The sequence below is a fragment of the Exiguobacterium sp. s5 genome (assembly GCF_018618075.1).
GTDB classification, from domain to species: domain Bacteria; phylum Bacillota; class Bacilli; order Exiguobacteriales; family Exiguobacteriaceae; genus Exiguobacterium; species Exiguobacterium mexicanum_A.
Map to the genome: position 1 here is coordinate 43,073 of NZ_JACSLK010000002.1, position 20,065 is coordinate 63,137.

General features: G+C 54.8%; 25 protein-coding genes. 1 reads left to right on the top strand and 24 read right to left on the bottom strand.

Annotated features, from left to right (window positions below; all coding sequences use genetic code 11):
- Positions 1-37 precede the first annotated feature (37 nt).
- The 4 genes from KNP60_RS04295 to bshB1 are packed head-to-tail and all read right to left on the bottom strand — an operon-like array spanning position 38 to position 3,910.
- A complete protein-coding gene (locus tag KNP60_RS04295) occupies positions 38-1,000 on the bottom strand; it encodes a biotin--[acetyl-CoA-carboxylase] ligase (protein ID WP_214752773.1) in 963 nt (320 codons plus the stop codon).
- Positions 973-2,112, bottom strand: a complete 1,140-nt coding sequence (locus KNP60_RS04300) for a CCA tRNA nucleotidyltransferase (protein ID WP_034777341.1) — start codon at positions 2,110-2,112, stop codon at positions 973-975. The genes KNP60_RS04295 and KNP60_RS04300 overlap by 28 nt, the downstream gene beginning before the upstream one ends.
- Positions 2,109-3,230 (bottom strand): N-acetyl-alpha-D-glucosaminyl L-malate synthase BshA, encoded by a 1,122-nt coding sequence (gene bshA / locus KNP60_RS04305; RefSeq protein ID WP_034777340.1) that lies wholly within the window; start codon positions 3,228-3,230, stop codon positions 2,109-2,111. The genes KNP60_RS04300 and bshA overlap by 4 nt, the downstream gene beginning before the upstream one ends.
- Complete coding sequence (bshB1, locus tag KNP60_RS04310; RefSeq protein WP_034777339.1) at positions 3,227-3,910, bottom strand: bacillithiol biosynthesis deacetylase BshB1; 684 nt, start codon at positions 3,908-3,910, stop codon at positions 3,227-3,229. Before bshB1 ends, bshA begins: the two co-directional genes overlap by 4 nt.
- A gap of 111 nt (positions 3,911-4,021) precedes the next feature.
- Here bshB1 and KNP60_RS04315 point away from each other — a divergent pair, with 111 nt between their 5' ends.
- Entirely contained in the window at positions 4,022-4,897 is an 876-nt protein-coding gene (locus KNP60_RS04315; RefSeq protein ID WP_034777338.1) for a YitT family protein, read from the top strand.
- Between the two features lie 46 nt (positions 4,898-4,943).
- On the opposite strand, the gene KNP60_RS04320 is transcribed toward KNP60_RS04315, so the two are convergent.
- The 20 genes from KNP60_RS04320 to KNP60_RS04415 form a co-directional block, all read right to left on the bottom strand.
- Entirely contained in the window at positions 4,944-5,411 is a 468-nt protein-coding gene (locus tag KNP60_RS04320; RefSeq protein ID WP_052090100.1) for a GreA/GreB family elongation factor, read from the bottom strand.
- Between the two features lie 59 nt (positions 5,412-5,470).
- Positions 5,471-6,154 (bottom strand): zinc metallopeptidase, encoded by a 684-nt coding sequence (locus KNP60_RS04325; protein WP_034777336.1) that lies wholly within the window; start codon positions 6,152-6,154, stop codon positions 5,471-5,473.
- Positions 6,155-6,192: 38 nt separating this feature from the next.
- Positions 6,193-6,807 carry a DUF1405 domain-containing protein gene (locus KNP60_RS04330; protein WP_034777335.1) on the bottom strand — a complete coding sequence of 205 codons (615 nt, stop codon included), beginning with the start codon at positions 6,805-6,807 and terminating at the stop codon, positions 6,193-6,195.
- Between the two features lie 99 nt (positions 6,808-6,906).
- On the bottom strand, positions 6,907-7,701 hold the full coding sequence (locus tag KNP60_RS04335) for a menaquinol-cytochrome c reductase cytochrome b/c subunit (protein WP_021067210.1): 795 nt from the start codon (positions 7,699-7,701) through the stop codon (positions 6,907-6,909).
- A 33-nt stretch (positions 7,702-7,734) separates the two neighbouring features.
- On the bottom strand, positions 7,735-8,406 hold the full coding sequence (qcrB, locus tag KNP60_RS04340) for a menaquinol-cytochrome c reductase cytochrome b subunit (RefSeq protein ID WP_021067209.1): 672 nt from the start codon (positions 8,404-8,406) through the stop codon (positions 7,735-7,737).
- Positions 8,407-8,421: 15 nt separating this feature from the next.
- Positions 8,422-8,925: a QcrA and Rieske domain-containing protein gene (locus KNP60_RS04345; RefSeq protein ID WP_021067208.1), complete on the bottom strand. Its 504-nt coding sequence runs from the start codon at positions 8,923-8,925 to the stop codon at positions 8,422-8,424.
- Between the two features lie 110 nt (positions 8,926-9,035).
- Positions 9,036-9,476 (bottom strand): DUF2487 family protein, encoded by a 441-nt coding sequence (locus tag KNP60_RS04350; RefSeq protein WP_034777334.1) that lies wholly within the window; start codon positions 9,474-9,476, stop codon positions 9,036-9,038.
- Positions 9,477-9,644: 168 nt separating this feature from the next.
- On the bottom strand, positions 9,645-10,178 hold the full coding sequence (locus KNP60_RS04355; protein ID WP_034777333.1) for a ReoY family proteolytic degradation factor: 534 nt from the start codon (positions 10,176-10,178) through the stop codon (positions 9,645-9,647).
- A gap of 24 nt (positions 10,179-10,202) precedes the next feature.
- Positions 10,203-11,474, bottom strand: a complete 1,272-nt coding sequence (locus KNP60_RS04360) for a tetratricopeptide repeat protein (protein WP_034777331.1) — start codon at positions 11,472-11,474, stop codon at positions 10,203-10,205.
- Between the two features lie 36 nt (positions 11,475-11,510).
- Positions 11,511-12,761 carry a 3-phosphoshikimate 1-carboxyvinyltransferase gene (gene aroA, locus KNP60_RS04365; protein ID WP_034777329.1) on the bottom strand — a complete coding sequence of 417 codons (1,251 nt, stop codon included), beginning with the start codon at positions 12,759-12,761 and terminating at the stop codon, positions 11,511-11,513.
- Position 12,762: 1 nt separating this feature from the next.
- On the bottom strand, positions 12,763-13,809 hold the full coding sequence (locus tag KNP60_RS04370) for a 3-dehydroquinate synthase (RefSeq protein WP_034777327.1): 1,047 nt from the start codon (positions 13,807-13,809) through the stop codon (positions 12,763-12,765).
- Complete coding sequence (gene aroC / locus KNP60_RS04375; protein WP_034777325.1) at positions 13,803-14,963, bottom strand: chorismate synthase; 1,161 nt, start codon at positions 14,961-14,963, stop codon at positions 13,803-13,805. The genes KNP60_RS04370 and aroC overlap by 7 nt, the downstream gene beginning before the upstream one ends.
- A 10-nt stretch (positions 14,964-14,973) precedes the next feature.
- Positions 14,974-15,753, bottom strand: a complete 780-nt coding sequence (locus KNP60_RS04380) for a CheR family methyltransferase (protein ID WP_034779832.1) — start codon at positions 15,751-15,753, stop codon at positions 14,974-14,976.
- A gap of 117 nt (positions 15,754-15,870) precedes the next feature.
- Complete coding sequence (ndk, locus tag KNP60_RS04385) at positions 15,871-16,287, bottom strand: nucleoside-diphosphate kinase (RefSeq protein WP_034777324.1); 417 nt, start codon at positions 16,285-16,287, stop codon at positions 15,871-15,873.
- 91 nt (positions 16,288-16,378) lie between these two features.
- The gene (locus tag KNP60_RS04390) at positions 16,379-17,341 is read right to left on the bottom strand and encodes a polyprenyl synthetase family protein (protein ID WP_034777323.1); all 963 of its coding nucleotides are present in this window, start codon (positions 17,339-17,341) and stop codon (positions 16,379-16,381) included.
- Positions 17,342-17,344: 3 nt separating this feature from the next.
- Entirely contained in the window at positions 17,345-18,046 is a 702-nt protein-coding gene (locus tag KNP60_RS04395) for a demethylmenaquinone methyltransferase (RefSeq protein ID WP_034777322.1), read from the bottom strand.
- Between the two features lie 20 nt (positions 18,047-18,066).
- Entirely contained in the window at positions 18,067-18,639 is a 573-nt protein-coding gene (locus KNP60_RS04400; RefSeq protein WP_034777321.1) for a heptaprenyl diphosphate synthase component 1, read from the bottom strand.
- Positions 18,640-18,766: 127 nt separating this feature from the next.
- Positions 18,767-19,039 carry an HU family DNA-binding protein gene (locus KNP60_RS04405; RefSeq protein ID WP_021067196.1) on the bottom strand — a complete coding sequence of 91 codons (273 nt, stop codon included), beginning with the start codon at positions 19,037-19,039 and terminating at the stop codon, positions 18,767-18,769.
- A 109-nt stretch (positions 19,040-19,148) separates the two neighbouring features.
- Entirely contained in the window at positions 19,149-19,859 is a 711-nt protein-coding gene (locus tag KNP60_RS04410; RefSeq protein WP_034777320.1) for a hypothetical protein, read from the bottom strand.
- Positions 19,860-19,862: 3 nt separating this feature from the next.
- The gene (locus KNP60_RS04415) at positions 19,863-20,063 is read right to left on the bottom strand and encodes a DUF2768 family protein (RefSeq protein WP_034777319.1); all 201 of its coding nucleotides are present in this window, start codon (positions 20,061-20,063) and stop codon (positions 19,863-19,865) included.
- Positions 20,064-20,065 lie beyond the last annotated feature (2 nt).

The following is a 20,065-nucleotide window of genomic DNA, read 5'->3' on the forward strand; positions in this document are numbered from 1 at the left end:
TCCGGCACAATCATTATAGACCACGAACCCGTTTCCATCAATCATTCCAAACTGCGATCTCCGCCGAATAAATCGGCTCGATGATTCCTTCTTGTTCCAAAAGGAGTGCGCCTTCTTCCGAAATACCGCGCATCGTTCCATACCTCGGCTTACCTGACGCCGTCAACGTGATCGATTCGTTCAGATAAGCGGCATGCTCGAGCCAATGCTTGCGCACAGGGCCGAACCCAGACTCAAGGAACAAGTCATATTCGCTTTCAAGCTCGGCGAGTAAGTTGGCAAGCAGCTCGCTTCTGCGATGCGTCTGATTCGTCTCGAGTTTGATCGATGTTGCCCGATGCGCGAGCTCTTCCGGGATGACCTCGCTGTTGACGTTCATCCCGAAGCCGAGGATGACGGCTTGAATCCGGTCACCCTCCGTCTGCATCTCGGTCAAGATGCCGCCGATTTTTTTCCCGTTTAGCAACAAGTCGTTCGGCCATTTGATGGTGGCCGGGATGCCTTGCGCGTGCAGGGCGCGCGCGAACGCGCTCGCCGCCATGAGCGTCAGCTTCGAGGCGTCTCGAATCGGCAACGCCGGCCGCAAAATCACGCTCGCCGCGATATTGACGTGGCTCGGATTATACCAGTTCCGGCCGAGTTGGCCTCGGCCCGCTGTCTGCTCTTCGCTGATGACGAGCGTTCCTTCGAGGACGCCCTTTTGCGCCAATTCATGGGCGATGCGTTGGGTCGTGTCGATTTGCTCAAACGCATGGACGACTTGTCCGAACCGCCCTTTTCGGAACGATACGAACGCCGGTTCATCGAGCCGGTCGGTCTGGCCGAACAATTGATACCCTTTTCGAGGAATCGTTTCAATCGCATACCCGTCTTGTTTTAACGTCTCGATATGCTTCCAAATAGCGGTACGTGAAATATTTAATTGGCGGGCCAACTCTTGACCGCTCCAGACGGCCCCGTCCTGCAACAGATTTAAGACTTTTCCGCGTGTCGAAGCCATTGTTCGGCCTCCTTTCGTAACGATTCCGGCTCATTGGCGAGCTCGCCAATGAGCACGAGCCGCTCAACGTGGGCGAGCAGCTGTTTGATGAGCGGTCCCCGGGCACCGAGATGTAGCGCATCGCGACCATCGAATCGGAGTTCCCGACGCGACTGGATCGGCAACTGCCGCTTCAACTGTTCGGCCGTCTCGCTTCGTCCGGACATCCGCAAGTATGTCGCTAACGTCTCCGGCGTCGTCTCATAGATGGTGAACGTGTCGAGCCCGCTGTCGAACAGACGCGCGAGCACGCCCGCCTCCCGCTTCAGTGCGTTCGAGCGTTTCCACGGTGTCAGCCAATCGGTGGCGTCAGCATAATAGACGAACAACGCCCACCCCCCGACCGGGTCGACCGGGGTCCGCTTGTCGGCGATGACACGGCGGATGAGCGTCTCCGTGACGTTCGGCAAATATTGATGGATGCCGAGGTCAAGTATCGTCGCGAGCGCCTTTCGGTATGCCGGGCCCATCATCAACTTCTCGAACTCGATGGCGACCCGTTCCATCGCGATGTCCTGCAGTTTATGGCCGAGTTCGCGTGAGGCCCGTTGCACGTCTTCGTCGAGCCGGAAATCGAGCTGGGCCATGAAGCGGAACGCCCGCATGATGCGGAGCGCGTCCTCGCTGAAGCGTTCGTAGGGGCTGCCGACGGTCCGGATGACACGTGCCTCGAGGTCCATCCGTCCGCCGAACAAGTCGACGACGTTGCCGTCGTGAAACGCCATCGCGTTCATGGTGAAGTCACGCCGTTTCATATCTTCTTCAAGCGAGACGCCGAGCGAAACATGGTCGGGTCGTCTCGAGTCCGAGTACGTCCCTTCCGAGCGGAACGTCGTCACTTCGAACGGATGATGGTCGAGGATGACCGTCACCGTGCCGTGGTCAATCCCGGTCGGTACCGATTTCGGGAACAAGCGCATGACTTCGTCCGGGAAGAGCGACGTGGCGATATCGATATCATCCGGAAGCGTACCGAGCATATAGTCACGGACGGCACCCCCGACGATGTACGCTTCGCCACCGTGGGCGTTGATCGTCTCGATGATTCGTTTGGCGTATTCCCATTCCGTCATCGGCCCACCACCTGTTCATAAAGCGATTCATACGCCGTGACGATATCGGCCGAGGCAAACTGTTTGGCCCGCTCGAGCCCGTTCGCACGGAAGCGCGCATGGAGCTCGTGGTCGAGCAAGATCGCTTCGAGCGCTTTCGTCGCCGCGGGCGCGTCGCCGCGTTTGACGACGAACCCTTCCACGCCGTCGGTGATGACTTCCGGCAATCCGCCCGCATCGCTGACGACCGACGGCACACCCGTCGCCATCGCCTCGAGAGCGACGAGGCCGAACGCCTCTTTGTCCGACAACAGGATATGGACGTCGCACATCGATAGAAGTGCCGCCACTTGCTCTTGCTTCCCGGCGAAGATGACTTGCTCTTCGAGCCCCATCTCGCTCACGAGGCGGCGCATCGCTCCCATGAGTGGACCGTCACCGACGAGGAGCAGTTTTTTGTGCGGCACGTTCATTTGCTGGAACGATTCGAGCACGAGGTCGATTCGCTTCACTTGCCGGAAGTTCGAGATATGGATGACGACCCGGTCCTGTTCCGATAAACCGTATCGTTCGCGAAGCGACGTATCGGCCTGCGGTTGATAGACGGCCTCATCGATAAAGTTATGGATGACGTCAATCGACAAATCGGACCCGATCCGCTCGAGCGTCTCTTGTTTCAAGCTGTCCGAGACGGCCGTGATCGCGTTCGATTGGCGCAACCCATAAAGGATGGCCGGCTTGAGTTCTTCGTCTTCCCCAAGCACGGTGATATCGGTCCCGTGGAGCGTCGACACGATCGGCGTCTTCGTCCCGGCCATCTCGCGGCCGAGGGCGGCACAGACAGCGTGCGGCACCGCGTAGTGGGCATGAATGACATCAAGGCCGAACGCCTGGATGACGCTCGCGATTTTCGAGGCGAGCGTGATGTCGTACGGCGGATAGCGGAACACCGAGTACTGGTTGATCTCGACTTGGTGGAACGTGATATTCGGATGGTAGGCGTTCAGTCGGAACGGGATGCTCGACGTGATGAAATGAACGTCATGCCCCCGGTCGGCGAGTTTCATGCCGAGCTCGGTGGCGAGTATGCCCGAACCTCCGACCGACGGATAACAAAGGACCCCGATGCGTAGTCTCATGCGAGCTCACCCGCCTTCATGACAACGTACGGACGGGTCGTCATGAGCCCTTCGGCGTACTCCGTACCGATCAAACTGCCGAAATGACGTTCCCGTGCCAACACCCGATCGAGATAGGCGTCCGTGAGCGGCGTCGCCACACCGTCGACCGGTGTGAACTGACTGGCATAAGCCCGTAAAGCGTTTAGTTTATGTTCGATCGTCGCCGTGATGTCGATGCAGACGTCAGGCGTCGTATGGGCGTTAATCATATATTGATAGACGCTCGACGGTCGATACGCGGCGACGTCCGGCATAAATTTACGGATTCCCGCGTTAAAGAGCGCCTCCTCGACGAGTCGGGCGCAAGCCCCGTGGTCAGGATGGCGGTCGACGCCGTATGGATAGAAGACATGTGTCGGACGTTCGGTCCGAATCAAACGGACGAGCGCCTCGACTTGTTCATTGCCCCCTGTCAAACCCCGGTCCGGAAAACCGAGGTTCACACGCCGGATACCGAGCACACGGTCGGCCGTTTCGGCTTCTTTCCCCCGGGTGACGACGTCCCCGTTCGATGACAGTTCGGCTCTCGTCAAATCGACGTATAGGACCTCGACCCCGTCCTCGGTCCATTGGGCGGTCATACCGGCGATGCCGATCTCAATGTCGTCCGGATGGGCCCCAATTGCTACTATTTTCATAAAATCACCTCTTCTGTGAAAAGTATATCGGACTCCGTCTCGATTGTCATATGTTCAGGGTAGGCAATCGAGAGGTTTTTCGAGTACGCTACTAGATGGGAGGTGAACCAGATGACGGTACAATTACCGATTCGGTTTCGCAATATATTCTTCATTTTGATTGGTTCCTTTATTTTTGCGTTCGGTGTCTACCACTTCAACGTCCAGAACAACTTGGCGGAAGGCGGCTTCACAGGCATCACCTTGATTCTGCGGGGCTTGTTCGATTGGTCGCCATCGATCACGAACTTGGCGCTCAACATCCCGCTCTTCTTCGTCAGCTATAAGCTGCTCGGGCGGACGACGTTCATCTACACGCTCATCGGGACGTTCAGCTTCTCGCTCTGGTACGCCCTCATTGCCAAGTACTCAAACCTCGTCATCGATTTGACGGACGACATGGTGCTCGCGAGTTTGTTCGCCGGCCTGTTCATCGGTGTCGGTCTTGGGATCATCTTCAATAACGGCGGTACGACCGGAGGCGTCGACATCATTGCCCGGCTCGTGCAACGTTACGTCGGCTGGTCAATCGGCAAGACGTTCCTCGTGTTCGACTTTTTCGTCATCGTCCTCAGTTTGACGTATCTCGATATTCGCGAGGCGATGTATACGCTCCTCGCCGTCTATGTCGGGGCCCGCGTCATCGACTCGATGCAGGAAGGGACGTATGCCGGGAAAGCCGCTATGATTATCAGCGACCATCGCACGGCCATCGCCGACGGCATCCACGCCACGATGAACCGCGGGACGACCCGTCTTCTCGCCAAAGGCGGCTATTCGAACAAGGAACTTGAAGTCCTCTACGTCGTCGTCGGGCGGAACGAAGTGAACCGGTTGAAGACGATCGTCAAACAGATCGACCCGCACGCTTTCGTCACGTTCCACCACGTTTATGAGGTCGGCGGCGAAGGGTTCACGTTCGATGAGAACCGGATTCCTTTGAAATAAGTCACGACGCACAACGCCCCGTTCGAATGAACGGGGCGTTGTTTCATTATCGTTCGATGCGGACGATCTCAAACGTGAGCGTGCCGCCCGGTGAAGCGATGGAGACGGTTTGACCGACGGCAGCTCCCATCAAACCGCTACCGAGCGGTGACGTCGCGGAGATCGACCCGTTTGCCAGATCGGCCTCGAGCTCGCCGACGATTTGGTACGTCTCGGTGTCACCATCCGGCAGTTCTCGCAACGTCACCGTATCACCGAACCCAACTTTTCCGGCAGTCGCTTCCTCTTCCACGACGACGGCATCGGCGAGCGTTCGCTCTAGTTCGATGATTTTCGTCTCGATGCGCTCTTGTTCACGCACTGCGTCAAAGTACGTCACATCTTCTCGAAAGTCACAAAATTTCCGGGCCGCCTTGACACGTTCGAGCGCTTCACGCCGACCCTCGATGCGAAGCGTCTCGAGTTGTTCGATCAGACGCAGACGACCCGCCTTCGTCAACTGTGGTTTTGACATCTCGGTCCCCTTTCCAAACATGATAAAAAAAGTCCCGTCGCGAGACGGGACCGTTGATTCTACTCATCACGTGGCATGAAGACGATGAGTGCCAAGCGGATCAATTCGGCGACGGCGACGAGCGTTGCCGCCACGTACGTCCATGCTGCCGCGTTGAGCACTTTGCGCGCACCCGACTCTTCGGTTGCCGTGACGATTCCGTGGCTCGTCAGTTCAGCCATGGCCCGTTTCGAGGCATCGAATTCGACTGGGAGTGTGACGAGTTGGAACACGACCGCCCCGAGCATCATGACGACACCGAGTTGGGCGAGGCCCATCGCGCCGAGCAAGAAACCACCTAAGAGAAGCGGGAACGACAAGTTCGACGTGATGTTCACGACCGGCACGAGCCGGTGACGGACACGCATCATCTTATAGTCGGTCGCATCTTGAATGACGTGGCCGATCTCGTGGGCCGCAATCGCAGCCGATGAGATTGTCGAGCCTTGATACACTTCACGTGAGAGACGGACGACTTTATTGACCGGATCGTAATGGTCACTCATTAGTCCGTCGACCATCTCGATGCGGACGTTGTTGACGCCGTTTTGTTTCATGATGAAGTCAGCGACTTGGGCGCCGGTGACGCCGCTTTGAATCGGTTGTTGAAGAAATTTTTTGTACGTACTTTTCACTCGCATCTGGGCCCATAATGGGATGAGCATAATCAGTGCAAGATAGAAAATATAGCCACCTAATGACATGTTCTCTATCACCTCTGCGTGTATTTGATACCCTGATTTTACATTCTTATGAACTTATTATCAAGTGAAGTGCGCAGGATGAGGTGGTATCCCATAAAAAAACATATTCCCGTCAACCAGAACGAACCGTAGCCGATCCAGGCGATATGCTCGGCGAGCGACGGATAGCGCGGCCATTGGCCGAGCACATAATCGACGACGTCATTGTGGACGACCCAGACGAGCGTCAAAACGAACGAACGAACCGTCCATGTCATGAACGGTGCATACAACAGCGCCTGGAACGCCATCGCTCCGTGCGACACCATCAGCATGACGGCCATGAGCACGGTGAACGTCTCGGCGTCCGGACCGAGTTCTCGCAAGAACAAGAGGTTCATGATGACGGCCCACACCCCATACTTGATGAGCGTCACGAAGGCGAGCGTCTCCATGAGCGGCGACTTCTTTCCGGCGAGCCATAGGCCGAGCACAATCGTGAAGAAGAGCGAGGCCGTCGGGCTGTCCGGTACGAACGGCCAATAGATGAGCGGCGTATCGCGAAGCTGGGGCTCATACCAGACGTACCCGTAGATCGTGCCGAGCAGATTGATGAGAAAGAGTAGTCCTAACACGAGCCGGTGTGTCAGGATCGGGCGCAACATATGTATCATTCGAGTATTCCATCCTTTTTTTCTTCATTGTAGCGCAACGAAACGAAAGTAAAAAGAAGTGTGGCCCGTTTGACGGGTCACACTTCTTGAACCAATCGTTTATTGGTTGTTTTCTCCGCCTTCACCGTATGAAGCGATGAATTCAGACATGGCTTGGAGGTCCTCATCCGAACCGTCCCATTGGCCGGCCGGCATCGTACCGACACCGTTGACCGCGATATCCGCGATCTCTTCGGCCGTGTACTGAGTGCCGACGAGTGCAGGAGCTGCTGCCCCGCCTTCTAGGTTCTGACCGTGACAGTTCACACATGACTGCGCCGAGTAAATCTCGTAACCTGGTGCGGCCGTATCGATTTCAGGGCCCTCGCCCGGTACTTCCAAGATTCCTTGTTCATGCACTTGATCCCAATGTGTCGTTTGAACCGATTCCCACGTCAAGTAGAAAATCGACAAGACGCCGAGAAGCATGAAGCTGATGGCGACCGGACGTTTCGCCGGACGGCGTTCGAGTCCTTGGTCGAGCCATGGTGCGATCAAGAGCGCCGTGAAAGCGACCCCTGGCAAGATGACCGTCCCAAGAAGAATCCAGTCCCCTGCTGCGAATTGGTATTTGAGCAATTGATACAAGAACAAGAAATACCAGTCCGGTAACGGAATGTAAGACGTGTTCGTTGGATCGGCGATGTTTTGGAGCGGTGGTGCCTCGACGATCGTCAAGGCGATGAATCCGATCAAGAAGACCGAACCGACCATCCACTCTTTCAACAAGAAGTTCGGCCAGAACGCCTCAGTGCGTCCTGGGTATTCAGAATAGTCTTTTGCAATATTTTGTTTCCGATTCGAGATTCCTACTCGAGAGTCGGTTACAAATTTCATCCCTTTACCGCGATGCATATCGTTTCTCCCCCTTTATATCTTCGAATCGGCTTATAGCGGTCCTGAAATCCCTTGTTTACGAATCATCAAGAAGTGGGCTCCGAGGAGTCCGAACAAGGCCGCCGGTAAGAAGAAGACGTGAATGGCGAAGAAGTTCGTGAGCGTCCGTGCGCCGACGATCTCACCACCGGCGAGAAGCGTCTTGGCAATGCCACCAATGACCGGGACACTCTCGGCAATTTGAAGCGTAACTTTCGTCGCGAACAACGCTTTCATATCCCACGGCAACAAGTACCCTGTAAGACCGAGCGCCAAGACGACGAAGAACAAGAGAACACCGACGACCCAGTTGAGTTCGCGCGGTTTCTTATACGATCCGGTAAAGAATACGCGGAGCGTATGTAAGAACAACATGACGATGGCGACCGATGCGCCCCAGTGGTGCATCCCACGAACGATTTGTCCATGTGCGATCTCGTTTTGTAAATAGTACACCGACGCGTGCGCGTTGATGATGTCTGGTACGTAGTACATCGTCAAGAACATCCCTGACAGAATTTGAATCACGATCGTGAAGAACGTCAGACCGCCGAAGCAATAAACAAATGCTGAAAAGTGATGGGCAGGGTTGACGTGTTCTGGAACTTCATGGTCAGCGATGTCGCGCCATAACGGCGTGATGTCGACGCGTTCATCGACCCAATCATAAATTTTTTGTAACATCGACTATTCCCCCTCTCACAACTGTGCGACTGGACTGCCCAAGTATAGGAAGCCGTCTTTTTCTTCTTTTTCGTAGCGTGCAAGTGGTGCAGTCGGAGGCGTACCAGGAATGTTCGTTCCATCTTTCTCATAGCGACCGAAGTGACACGGGCAGAAGAACTCTGTCGGTCGAGTCGGGTCTCCACCATATCCTACTTGACAGCCGAGGTGCGTACAGATCGGAGACAAGGCGATGATCTCGCCGCTCTCATCTTTAAATACCCACGCCGAAAGCGTTTCTTCAAATTCATACCAAGCATCTTGCGTTTGTTTCTTAAAGTCGACACGTTGCGGCTCAGTCGTGATGTCGTCGAGACTGATGACTTTTACTTTATCGCCCGCTCCCGATTTTTTTAAGACCGGATCGATCGCAAAGTTGACCATCGGACTGATCAATGTTGCCGCCATAAAGCCACCTACACCAGTCAACGTATACGTTAAGAACTGACGGCGTGTGACTTTTGACCCATTTTGAGCCATTTCGTTCCCCCCTCATTCGTGTGCATAACCCCATAATTCTTTATGCATTCTTCACAAAAATTTCTCACTCAACAAAATAGTATATCAATAAAACCTCCACGTCAACCGCTTCATGTCGCCATCCAACGGCTCGAAAGCTCGGTAATGACTTGCGTCGCAAAATTTTGAACCATCGTGTGCGACTGCTCGCCGGACATGCCTTTTAAAGCAAGCGGCGGAACAAACATAATCGGCAGTTCAGACGCTTTGAAACGCAAATCCGAGGAGATGAACAACACGTGGGAAAACCCAGAGGACACCGCCTTCGTGAGTACCGCTTCTGCCGTCGCCCGGCCAGCGTCCACGTCGACGTAACTAAGTGTCGGGCTGAGCATCGTCCGTCCCGACAGTTGCCGTTCGGTCTCAAGTGCCACCGCCTGAATGACTTCGTTCCCTTCGGCTTTTCGCACCATGTCCTCATCAAACGCCAGTTCGACGAGTGGGACGACGAGCGTGTCGACGTATTGGCGTTCTGTCAGCGATTTCATCGCGTCTATGCCATCGAACCTCATCTTCCTCCTCCTCTCCTCCAGACATACATCATCATCATGTCCATTGTAGCGTACCTACAAACGTTCCCTATGCGAAACTTATGAACGAAATGTGAAATTATTGTGTATTCCTACGTCATTAATATACCAAAAAACAAGCGCCGACCATAACGGAAGCGCTTGTTTTTATTAAAATAATTTTGAGGCTCGCACTTGATGCAGCTGACTCGTCAAATTGCGGAACAATTTCTCGTCACGCCGGTCGAGCGCCTTGTCGATTTCGACGAGCAGACGTTCTTCCTCGAACTGGGCGACCGAGGCCCGAATGACCGTTTGCGCGGACGTCGTCACTTCATCCTTAAGTTCGGCCACGGGTTCGAACGGGTTCAATTCAACGATGTCGATCCACATTTCGTCGATCATCATCCCTTGGAAGTTGAGCTCCACGTAGATGGCGCCGTCATGGAGCCGGATGTCGTGATACGCCTTCTCGGGATTGACCGTGATGAGGTCACCCCGGCGGTAACGGAACGGTTCCCCGTCAAAACCGTACGCCGTCATGATCAGGCTACGCGGTGAGACCGAGGCGTTCGTGACGAAATGAACGTTCCCGAGTTTTTCTGGATGTCTGAGCCAGTAGTCGATAATCCACTTGGCTTCTCGTTTGCGAAGCGTATGATGAGCGAGGAATCGCTTTAAGAACATCTTTTTCCGCTCGACCATATGACCCCATCTCCTTTGTATCGATTAATCGTGGTCCGTCAACCGTTCGAGCCGCTCCTCCAGAACTTGGCGGTCGTCGACATCGACGGTGAGCGCAAGCGTTTGCTCGAGCACTCGTTGCGCTTCGGCACGCTGTCCTTCTTCTATCAATAGTGTAGCCCATTCGATGGCAAATGACACGTCCTCTTTATAAACTTGCTCGATCGACCCGTATAACGTGACGGCTTGATTGTAGTCCTCGAGTTCATAGGCCGCCTTCGCTTTGTACCAGGTCATGAGCGGGGACGTCGAATGCTCTTCGAGCGTGTCGATCGTCTCGAGGACGGCCTCCATGTCACCCGATTCGAATAAGACTGATAAGAGGAGCTCGGTCGCCTGGAGCGATTCCGGGTTCAGCGCGAGCGCTTCCCGGAGTTCCGTGACCGCCTCGTCCGTCCGCCCTTGCTTCAAGAACAGCTTCGCCTTCACCGTCCGCAACTCGTCGTTGTAGTCGTCACGGTCGATTCCCTGATCGATCACATCCAATGCCTCTTCGAAGCGGCCGAGCGCGTCGAGCGCTTCCGTATAGGGCAAGTAGAGCGACGTGAAGTCCGGGTCCATCGCCCGGAGTGACTCGAACTGCTTCACGGCGATTTCATCGCGACCGATGCGATGGGCGGTCATCGCGTGACCGAACACGGTATTCAAGTTGCGATCGTTTGCTTTCTCATACTCATCGAGCGCCTCTTCGAACGAGCCGATCATCGTGAGCGCCTCGGCGTAGTCCGCCTGATAGTCGAGTTCTTCCGGCAAGCGCAAGTGCGGCAGACGGGCATAGAGCGGGACCGCCTGTTCGAATGAACCGATCGACGCATACAATTCGGCTAGGCCATAGATGAGGAGCGGTTCGTCTGGATTCGCCTCAAGCGCCTCCATCAATTTCTTCACCGCGACCTCATCCAACCCTTGGGATTGATAGAGATCAGCGAGCAAGACGAGGCTGCGCATATGCGCTTCCTTGTCTGTCGTATCAATCTTTTCGAGGACGGCGATCGCCTCTTCTTCCCGGTCGCTGTCCAAGTAGGCCTCGGCGAGTGACAAGGCGACGTGCGGATTGCCCGCGTAGTCGACGTAGAGTGCCGCGAGTACGTTCACGGCCCGATCGGCGAGCCCGAGTTCGAGGTAGATGTCAGCGATGGCCAGACGGTCTTCATCCGACCCTTCCTTCTCGAGCGACTCGAGATGCATGAGGGCATGCTCGGTCTCACCTTTCTCGAGCATCTCAATAATATGATTCAATTCTATTTCGTCTAACATGTTTATAATTCCTCCTACCGGCTACTCGTATTGACGTTATTCTATCTCACGGCCGAGGCGTTGTAAATCGTCACGGAATCGTGGGTAACTTACATCAGCTGCCTCGACGTGTTCAATCGTCACACGGTCCGTCGTCAATAAGTCTGCGATTTGGAGCATCATCGCCAAGCGATGATCCCCGTGCGAGGAGACATGACCCCCGTGCAACCGGCTCGGATAGACGTCAAATCCGTCCTCGGTTTCGCGCACATCGACCCCGAGTGCCGAGAGTTCGTGCACGACCGTCTGAATCCGGTCCGTCTCTTTCACTCGGAGTTCGCCCGCGTCCCGGACCGATGACGGACTCGTCGCTTGCGACGCGACGAGAGCGAACAACGGCAATTCATCAATTTGGTGCGGGATGGCGTCCCCGTCCAAACGGATGCCGTGAAGTGTACTCGTCGACACTGTCACGTCGCCGACTGACTCTTCCCCGAGCATGCGAACGTTCGTCACTTCCGTCTTCACACCCATCCGTTCGAGCGTGCGTAAAAATCCGATTCGTGTCTCGTTCAAACAGACGTCGGTCGTCGTGACGCGACTGCCCGAGACGAGCGCCGCCCCGGCCCACCAAAAGGCAGCCGAAGATGGATCGGCCGGAACGGCCACCGTGGTCCCTTTGAGCACGGATGGAGCTAACCGGATCGTTCGGACACCGTCCTCTGCCGTGATGTCCAATTGCCCACTGAACAAAGGCAGCATGCGTTCCGTATGGTCCCGCGATAAGACGGGCTCGCGCACGATCGTCGGTCCGGTCGCACGAAGTCCCGCAAGCAGGACCGCTGACTTCACTTGCGCGCTCGCGACAGGCAACGTGTAATCGATGCCCGCCAGCGTCCGGCCGTGAATTCGGATCGGGGCGAACTCCCCGTCGAGGTCCGCGCCCATTTGTCGGAGCGGGTCCGTCACCCGACGCATCGGACGTTTTGAGAGCGAGGCGTCTCCGGTAAGCGTGAACTCCCCATCGTAACCGGCGAGAAGCCCTGCCAAAAGACGCATCGTCGTGCCCGAGTTCCCGCAATCGAGTTCGGCCGATGTGAGCGTCTTCGCCCCCGTGATGAGGAGGCGGTCCGGCTCTTCGATGATGTCCGCTCCTAACCGCCGAATCGCCTCGAGCGTCGACCGGCAATCCTCCCCAAGGAGTGGATCATAAATCGTCGTCTCCCCGGTCGCCATGGCCCCGAACAAAAGAGCGCGATGCGTGATTGACTTGTCACTCGGTACCCGTATGAATCCATTCAATCCCATGTCAAAACCACCCTTTCATTTGATGGAACGCTCCAGCGAGTCGCTCGGCCGTGACGCTCGCAACGGTCACCTCAGCGCCGAGCAAGACGAAGCGGATCTGGCCGTCCCGATTCTTTTTATCGTGTCCCATGCCTGCGAGATACGTGTCAAACGATTGCCAGTTGACCGTTGTGATGCCTTCCCGCTTCATGAATGAAGCGAGGGTTTCGGCCCGCTTCTCGTCGCCCGAGACGAGGAAGGCGTACACCATCCCGTAGAGAATCGCTTCCCCGTGCGACAACCGGTATGCCTCAGCCGACTCCAACGCATGGCCGAACGTATGACCGAAATTCAGCCACGCCCTCACGCCTTGTTCGCGTTCATCGGCCTCGACGACTAATCGCTTCACTTCGATCCCTCGTGCGAGCCATGTTTCCCAATCGAGCGGTCCTTGTGCCAAAGCCGTGAACAACTCGGCCTCGAACGAGTGACCGAGGACGTAACGTGACAGATAGGCGTGCTTAATCAATTCACCGAGCCCGCTCAAGACGTCCCGAACGGACAACGTCTCGAGACGGTCCACGTTATAGTGGACGCCCGCCGGTTGATAGAAGGCACCGATCGCATTTTTCGCGAGCGGATGGTTCACCGCGACTTTCCCGCCGACGGCCGAGTCATGCGCGAGAATCGTCGTCGGCACTTGTATGTAACGCACACCGCGCATATAGACGCTCGCTAAAAAGCCGGCTAAATCCCCGACCATGCCACCTCCGAATGCCACGACGAGCGTATCCCGGTCACAACCGCCCGTCAATCCGTCCGTGACGAGCCGTTCGATCGTGTCGAGCGACTTCGAGCCGTCACCCGGGCGGACGACCGACCAGACGACGTTCCGATGTTTATGCGCGAGCCGGTCCCGGAACGCACTTCCGTGCAACCGGTCGACCGTCTCATCTGTGACCACCCAGACGGTGGAGCACGAGAAGTAAGGGACGCGGTCGAGCCAGGCGTCCCCTCGTTCAATTGTGACGTCGTACGGGGTCGAGGCGTTCACATGGAGCGTCACCACGTCCGAATCTCCTCTCGGTATGCGGCGACACGTGACTGGATCCGGTTGACCGTGTCATGTCCGAACGTCTCGCATAACTCGCGGGCGAGCTCAAACGCGACGACGGCCTCCACGACGAGCGAGGCGGCTGGGACGGCGCAGGCGTCACTCCGTTCGATTTGCGCGAGAAACGGTTCTTTCGTGTCGATATCGACGGATTGGAGCGGTTTGTAAAGCGTCGGAATCGGTTTCATCACAGCTGTACAGACGATCGGCATGCCCGTCGTCATCCCGCCTTCGAAACCACCGAGATGGTTGCTCAGCCGCGTATAACCATCCGGGCCATAGGCGATCGGGTCCATGACTTCCGACCCTGGTCGATAAGCCATCTCGAACCCATCCCCGAACGCGACGCCTTTGATGGCGTTGACGCTCATGACGGCGCGGGCGATGGCCGCGTCGAGTTTTCGGTCGTATTGGACATACGACCCGAGCCCCGGGATGACGCCATGCACTTCCGTACAGACGACACCGCCGAGCGAATCACCGGCAGCTTTCGCCTCGTCGATTCGATGCATCATCGCCTGACCTGCCGCCTCATCCATCGTCCGGACCGGCGACGCCTCAATCGCGGCGTGCAACGTGTCGAGCGACTCGTATGAGGCATCGGCCTCGACCCCACCGATCACTTTGACATAGCTGACGAGCGACATGCCGACCGCAGCGAGCAGTTGCTTGCTAAGTGCCCCGACAGCGACACGGGCCGCCGTCTCTCGAGCGCTCGAGCGTTCGAGCACGTCTCGCAGGTCGCGATGGTCATACTTCAGTCCGCCGACGAGGTCGGCATGACCCGGCCGTGGCCGGACGACGCGACGCTTGATTTCAACATCCGCGTCGACCGGTTCGGCCTGCATGACGTTCCGCCAATGGGTATGGTCCTTGTTCTCGATCCAAAACGAAATAGGGGCCCCTGTCGTCACCCCGTGACGAATACCGGCCCTCACTTCGATTCGGTCTGATTCAATTTGCATGCGCCGGCCGCGTCCATAACCCGATTGCCGTTTGGCAAGCTCGTCATTGATTGCCTGCACGTCGACTTCAAGCCCGGCCGGCACGCCCTCGATGATGATCGAGAGTCCGGGACCGTGCGATTCTCCTGCCGTCAAATAACGCATGTGCGCCACCTCACTCTTCAAATTTTTCGTAGAAGAAACTTTGTTTCATCTTGTAGCCATACCGTTTCGGTTGAAAGATTTGCTCCGTGCCTCCGACGAAAAGGATCCCGCCCGGGCGAAGCGAACGGTGGAATGATTTATAAACTTTCTCTTTCGCTTCCTCGGTGAAATAAATCAAGACGTTGCGACAGACGATCAAATCAAAATTCCGCTCGTACACGTCGGCCAACAAGTTATGTTTTTTAAACGTCACCAATTTCTTGATGTCTTCTGTGATGTAATAGTCGTCCCCACGGCGAGTGAAATAACGCTGCCGAAAATCAGGGGGCAAGTCGACGAGCGCCCGCTCATGGTACTTGCCTTGCTTCGCTTTTTCGATCACCACATCATCTAGGTCCGTCGCCGTGATCGTGAACTGGGCGGGTGACAAATGTTTCGATAATAGCATCGCTAACGAGTACGGCTCTTCTCCGGTCGAACAGGCCGCGCTCCAGACACGCAATTTGCCTTGGCTTTTTCGGATGAGCTCGGGTAAGATATCCGTCTCAAGCTGCTGCCAGCGGACGGGGTTCCGATAAAACTCGCTCACGTTGATCGTCATGCGATCTAAAAATTCATCGTACAATCCTCGATCCGCTTCCATCGCTTTGAAATACTCGATGAACGTGGCATACCCTTTCTTCTCACGAAGCGCGATCATCCGCCGCTTCATCTGAGCCTCTTTATATAAATTCAAGTCGATCCCTGACTTCAAATAAAACTTTTTAACGAAGATGGCATAATCATTTATCACCAGTTCCAACCTCAATTCTTTCTCTTCTCCTAGATCATGTCGTGCCAAAACGAGTGAGAGCGCTTCAATCCCAATATAAAAAGGGACAGGAGGCCCCCGTCCCTTTTATCGTCATCAAACGTGTGATGCTTCAGTGGCGAACCAGAGTGACAATTCACGCTCTGCGCTCTCCACGCTATCTGAACCATGGATGACGTTTTGTGACATCGTCGAGGCCAAGTCGCCACGAATCGTTCCAGGTTGTGCGTCAAGCGGGTTCGTCTTCCCGATCATCAACCGAGAGACGGCGACGATATTCTCGCCTTCCCATTCCATCGCCACAACAGGACCAGACGTTAAAAAGTCGACTAGCTCTCCAAAGAACGGCTTTTCCTTATGTTCCGCATAATGCGATTGTGCAACTTCCACTGATGGTGTCAACAATTCAAGACGATTCAACGTATAGCCTTTTTGTTCGAAGCGCGAGATGATTTCCCCAATCAATCCACGTTTCACGCCATCCGGTTTCACCATTAAAAATGTTTTTTCCATTCCCCTAATCCCCCTAAATCGATATGTGTACCATGTACGTTATTAGTTTACACGGTCATCACCATTATTGAAAGGGTTTACAAGGTGCCGATTACCATTTTCGTTTCCCGATGTACTCGGCAATCTCGATGAGGGAGCGTTTGTCGGCCACGTCCGGTAACCCGTCAAGACGTCGGATCGCCCGGTTCACATAACGGTCGATCGTCCGTTGGCTCCGCTCGAGCGTCCCGTTGCGTTGCACTTCACGAACGAGCGTGTGCGTCAAAGCATAATCAGACGAATGACTGACTTGTTGCAACCGATCGAAAAATTCCGGATTTTCCGCTGAATAGAAGAGCGGTAGCGTTTTATGACCGTGTTTCAAATCTTCACCGACCGGTTTTCCGAGTTGGAAACTTTTTGCGGTGAAGTCGAGCAAGTCGTCCGTCATTTGAAACGCCATCCCGATATCATAGCCGAACAACCGCAGCTGTTTGACAACGTCAGGAGAGGCTCCCGAGACGACGGCACCAGCCGCACAACTCGTCTCGATCAACAGCGCCGTCTTGCGGGCGATGCGGTCGAGATATCGTTTCGGAGACTGGGCCCAGTCATATTGATCTTGGATTTGATTGATTTCCCCGACACAGATCAGTTCCATCGTATCAGCCATGATTTGCATCACGTCTGGGGAATCGATCTCAGAGACGAGCCGAATCGCTTCACCGAACAACGTATTACCGGTGTACATCGCGACCCGTTCATCGTAACGTTCCATGACGGTCGGTTTGCCGCGGCGCAATGTGGCGTCATCGATGACGTCGTCATGAACGAGCGAGGCCATATGAATCAATTCTAGACTCGCCGCCACTTTCGTCAATCGGATGTCTTTCGTCTGTCCGAATCCGGCGCTAAGCAGGACGAACGCCGGCCGAATCCGCTTCCCACCCGCGTCTAACAGTTGTTTCGAAGCCGCTTCGATGACCGGATGATCGGTTTGGACTCGCGTCGACAAGAACCGGTCAATCTGTTCAATCTCTCGGTTCATGTGGCGATAAAGTCGCTTCAAAGACATCGGTCACCACTTCTTTCCTAAGTGCATGGCACACGCACCGCCGGAGAACGCCTTCACTTCGACTTGTTCGAATCCTGCCGTCTCAAACATCCGTTTTAGTGTCAACCGGTCCGGGAATTGATCGGTCGATTCTTGGAGCCACTTATATTGATCATACGAGCCGGCAAACACTTTACCGAACAGCGGCATGACCGATCCAAAGTAAAATCGGTATAGCTCGCTGAAGAGTGGTGCCGTCGGTTGGCTCGTCTCGAGACAGACGACCGTACCACCCGGCTTCAACACCCGGTGCATCTCACGGAGCACCGTCATATAGTCCGGAACGTTGCGAAGACCAAAACCGATCGTCACATAGTCGAACGAGTGATCGCCGAACGGCAATGCCATCGCGTTACCATGGATGAGTTCGATCGTCGGATATTCTTCCACTTTCTCTTGTCCGACCGCGAGCATGTTCTCGGAGAAATCGAGACCTTTGACGACACCGGTATTCCCGGCCGCCTCGGCGAGTTGAATCGTCCAATCAGCCGTCCCGCAACAGACGTCGAGACATTTAGCCCCTGGGAACACTTGCATGCGACGCATTGTCGCTTTGCGCCACCATTTATGCAAACGGAAGCTGATGATCGAGTTCATCGTATCGTAGCTCGGTGAGATTGATTGAAACACGTCATATACTTTTTGCTCTTTTTCTTTCGGTTGCAATACGTAACATCCTTTCCGTTCTAAGCGACAGCGTGCGCCAGGAGCGTCGATAGCTGTTCTCGTTGTTCTTGGCGCAGTTCCGCCGCCTTTCGTTCGATGATCGTTTTTCCGTATGCGGTCAAGTAAGCCTGACCGATCACTTCAGAAAACGTTTTGATCAATCCGAAGTTCGCTTCCATCCACGTCGTGACAGGTACGTCTGCGTCTAACGCAAGTGTACATTTCGCCCCGTTGACGAGCTGAACCGTCCGGCCGAAGCGATTGCTATAGTCGGCAGGAAACAGGGCCAGAATTTTATAAAATTGAGCCGAGGCATAATCGCCGGCGAGCACTTTCAATTGCCGCTCGAGCGATCCGTTCGGACTATCCTTTACTTGATCGTGCAGTTCGAGCGCTTGGTGCGCAAAATACGTCGCAAGCACGAGCTGACGTTGTTGATTCGATTCGATTTCAATCATCTCGACCATCCAACGAAGTAAAGGCATGTCGACTGCGGGTACAATCTCGTGTCTCGTCAAATACGGATGGGTCATGCGTTCTTCGATTTGACGAGCAAGGTCGGTGACAACGGTTTCGTATGTCATCTGTTCCATGCTATCCCCCCTCGTCCTCTTCGTTGTCATTCTGACATAGTATAGCACATTTTTGTCACATTCACGCCATGTGAACTCGCTTTCCACCACAAAAAAAGCCGCCTTTCGGCGACTTATGTATTGCACATTATTTGACCGCATCTTTGAGCGCTTTACCTGCTTTGAAGGCAGGAACTTTGCTCGCCGGGATTTCGATATCTTCTTTCGTACGTGGGTTACGGCCTTTACGGGCAGCACGTTCACGAACTTCAAAAGTACCAAAACCGATCAATTGAATTTTATCACCGTTTTGGAGTGCTTCAGTGATAGATTCGAATGTAGCTTCTACAACTTGTGTAGCTTCTTTTTTCGAAACGTTGGCTTTCTCCGCAACTGCTTGGATCAATTCAGTTTTGTTCATCACGATTCACCTCCTCTCACAGGGAGTTTACGGGATTAATCATATCGTACAAACGTTGATATGACAACATTTTTTAAGTGAAAAGCCCATATTCGACCCGTTCCGACGATCAGTTGTTTAAAAACTCGACCTCACCTTGTTCATTAATCGTGTACCCTTGCGAATAAGCAGGGGCGAACGGGGAGTCATTATAGAGCAAATACCGAATGTCTTCCCCGACTTTCGGCTCTACATCCGTGTTCTCAAGGGCGGCTTCGAGGTCGGTCCGGTAATCGACAAATAATTGCCCGGTCCCGTCGACATAGATCGGCAACTCGGTATCGGTGTATGGACTCGGGACCGTCGGTTCTTCTGAGACGAAGATGAGGTCATAGTCGATCGTGAATTGATTCTTACCGACCGACCCGTCAAACGGAAATTTCCCTTCTTTGGCCCGAAAGGCGTTAATGTTCGTCTGTAACGTTTGCAACCGTTCGGTCACGCGCAAATCAATGAGCTTGACCGTAGGCTCGGTCTCGGCGTCGACAAGGACGTATAAGAACAAGCCGCCCCCTTCGAAACTGTTCGCCGGCGGATCGGCCAAATAACCAGGCACGAGACGGGCGAATTCGATCGGGTAACGCTCCATGAGAGGCGTTTCAGCCGGTTTCGTTTTGATTGGCAAGACACCGGTCGTCTCTTTGAACGAATCAACGGCCGTCTGGACCGATGTCAATTGATCTTCATACGGCACGTTATCGACCCGGTTCGAGTCCGGGAACATACATCCACTGAGCACGGTCGCCGCCAAAAGACTAGCGACCAACAAAATCCGTTTCACGTGTTATCCTCCTGTCGGTCCTGAAGCGACCACATAAATCATGATGATCGTTCCAAATAAAAATATGACGAATGCGATGACGCGGACGAGCGCCGCGAACCATCCCGATAGCTTCGTATGGCTGATTGCCACCATAAGCGCGGCGATGGCAAACGCTCCAATCCCCGCAAATGAAATCCACATCTTGATGAGTGACGGTGTCACGT

Bases quoted from the DNA above. Each gene is read 5' to 3' on its own strand.
- KNP60_RS04295 (WP_214752773.1), bottom strand. From the start codon at position 1,000: ATGGCTTCGACACGCGGAAAAGTCTTAAATCTGTTGCAGGACGGGGCC.
- KNP60_RS04325 (WP_034777336.1), bottom strand. From the start codon at position 6,154: ATGTCATTAGGTGGCTATATTTTCTATCTTGCACTGATTATGCTCATC.
- KNP60_RS04345 (WP_021067208.1), bottom strand. From the start codon at position 8,925: ATGGCTCAAAATGGGTCAAAAGTCACACGCCGTCAGTTCTTAACGTAT.
- KNP60_RS04320 (WP_052090100.1), bottom strand. From the start codon at position 5,411: ATGTCAAAACCACAGTTGACGAAGGCGGGTCGTCTGCGTCTGATCGAA.
- KNP60_RS04360 (WP_034777331.1), bottom strand. From the start codon at position 11,474: ATGTTAGACGAAATAGAATTGAATCATATTATTGAGATGCTCGAGAAA.
- aroA (WP_034777329.1), bottom strand. From the start codon at position 12,761: ATGGGATTGAATGGATTCATACGGGTACCGAGTGACAAGTCAATCACG.
- KNP60_RS04300 (WP_034777341.1), bottom strand. From the start codon at position 2,112: ATGACGGAATGGGAATACGCCAAACGAATCATCGAGACGATCAACGCC.
- bshB1 (WP_034777339.1), bottom strand. From the start codon at position 3,910: ATGAAAATAGTAGCAATTGGGGCCCATCCGGACGACATTGAGATCGGC.
- ndk (WP_034777324.1), bottom strand. From the start codon at position 16,287: ATGGAAAAAACATTTTTAATGGTGAAACCGGATGGCGTGAAACGTGGA.
- KNP60_RS04400 (WP_034777321.1), bottom strand. From the start codon at position 18,639: ATGGAACAGATGACATACGAAACCGTTGTCACCGACCTTGCTCGTCAA.
- KNP60_RS04330 (WP_034777335.1), bottom strand. From the start codon at position 6,807: ATGATACATATGTTGCGCCCGATCCTGACACACCGGCTCGTGTTAGGA.
- KNP60_RS04390 (WP_034777323.1), bottom strand. From the start codon at position 17,341: ATGTCTTTGAAGCGACTTTATCGCCACATGAACCGAGAGATTGAACAG.
- KNP60_RS04350 (WP_034777334.1), bottom strand. From the start codon at position 9,476: ATGAGGTTCGATGGCATAGACGCGATGAAATCGCTGACAGAACGCCAA.
- KNP60_RS04405 (WP_021067196.1), bottom strand. From the start codon at position 19,039: ATGAACAAAACTGAATTGATCCAAGCAGTTGCGGAGAAAGCCAACGTT.
- bshA (WP_034777340.1), bottom strand. From the start codon at position 3,230: ATGAGACTACGCATCGGGGTCCTTTGTTATCCGTCGGTCGGAGGTTCG.
- KNP60_RS04335 (WP_021067210.1), bottom strand. From the start codon at position 7,701: ATGCATCGCGGTAAAGGGATGAAATTTGTAACCGACTCTCGAGTAGGA.
- aroC (WP_034777325.1), bottom strand. From the start codon at position 14,963: ATGCGTTATTTGACGGCAGGAGAATCGCACGGTCCCGGACTCTCGATC.
- KNP60_RS04315 (WP_034777338.1), top strand. From the start codon at position 4,022: ATGACGGTACAATTACCGATTCGGTTTCGCAATATATTCTTCATTTTG.
- qcrB (WP_021067209.1), bottom strand. From the start codon at position 8,406: ATGTTACAAAAAATTTATGATTGGGTCGATGAACGCGTCGACATCACG.
- KNP60_RS04355 (WP_034777333.1), bottom strand. From the start codon at position 10,178: ATGGTCGAGCGGAAAAAGATGTTCTTAAAGCGATTCCTCGCTCATCAT.